The sequence below is a fragment of the Leptobacterium flavescens genome (genome assembly GCF_010671605.1).
GTDB lineage: Bacteria > Bacteroidota > Bacteroidia > Flavobacteriales > Flavobacteriaceae > Leptobacterium > Leptobacterium flavescens.
Window position 1 is genome coordinate 1 of the sequence record NZ_JAABOO010000008.1, and the last position, 892, is coordinate 892.

At 41.5% G+C, this 892-nt stretch carries 2 tRNA genes and 2 rRNA genes; all 4 read right to left on the reverse strand.

The window, feature by feature from the left end:
• Window positions 1-193 (reverse strand): 23S ribosomal RNA (locus GWK08_RS19135); the annotation flags it as partial.
• Between the two features lie 209 nt (window positions 194-402).
• A tRNA-Ala gene (locus GWK08_RS19140) sits at window positions 403-476 on the reverse strand.
• 173 nt (window positions 477-649) lie between these two features.
• A tRNA-Ile gene (locus GWK08_RS19145) sits at window positions 650-723 on the reverse strand.
• A gap of 99 nt (window positions 724-822) precedes the next feature.
• A 16S ribosomal RNA gene (locus GWK08_RS19150) occupies window positions 823-892 on the reverse strand; the annotation flags it as partial.

Sequence of the window (892 nt, forward strand, 5' to 3'; positions counted from 1 at the left end):
CTACTTAGATGTTTCAGTTCAGCGGGTTCGCTCACCTTACGGTGTGACTGGCCTTCAACCAGCCGGGTTGCCCCATTCGGAGATCTGCGGATCAATTCGTGTGTGCCAATCCCCGCAGCTTTTCGCAGCTTATCACGTCCTTCTTCGCCTCTGAGAGCCTAGGCATCCCCCATACGCCCTTATTTAGCTTATTGTACTTTTTGTCTCTTTGATTCTATTTCTAACTTATTTCTCACTGTATCTAAATACAGCAAAATTTACGTTACTCGTATTCTTTCTTTATCTCAATATGTCAATGAACGTTAACATCTCCAATTTAATTGGAGATCTCTTCCTTTTAAAACCCTTAAGCTATCTTAAGTGTCCGTTTTTGAAGAGATTCCCATTTGCATGGGAACTTTGTGGAGAATATCGGAGTCGAACCGATGACCTCCTGCGTGCAAGGCAGGCGCTCTAGCCAGCTGAGCTAATTCCCCTTCTCAAAAAAAATCCCCGAATTTAGAATTCAGATCTCTTCCTGTCTGTAGAATTCCCTTAACTTCCAGAATTTCCTCTTATCATAATGTTATCTATGAACGTGTCTTACAATGTTAAATGTTCAATGGTAAATTTTAAATGTCCCATTTGGTATCTAAAATCGTATTTCTTGTAGTCTCGGGCAGACTCGAACTGCCGACCTCTACATTATCAGTGTAGCGCTCTAACCAGCTGAGCTACGAGACTTCTTCTTGTTCCTTTTTTATATATTAACAGCTTTAAGCAAAATCATCCCTTAAAAATTATAAGGTAGCTCCTTCTCCAATTATCGATTCTTTTCTCTAGAAAGGAGGTGTTCCAGCCGCACCTTCCGGTACGGCTACCTTGTTACGACTTAGCCCCAGTTACCAGTTTT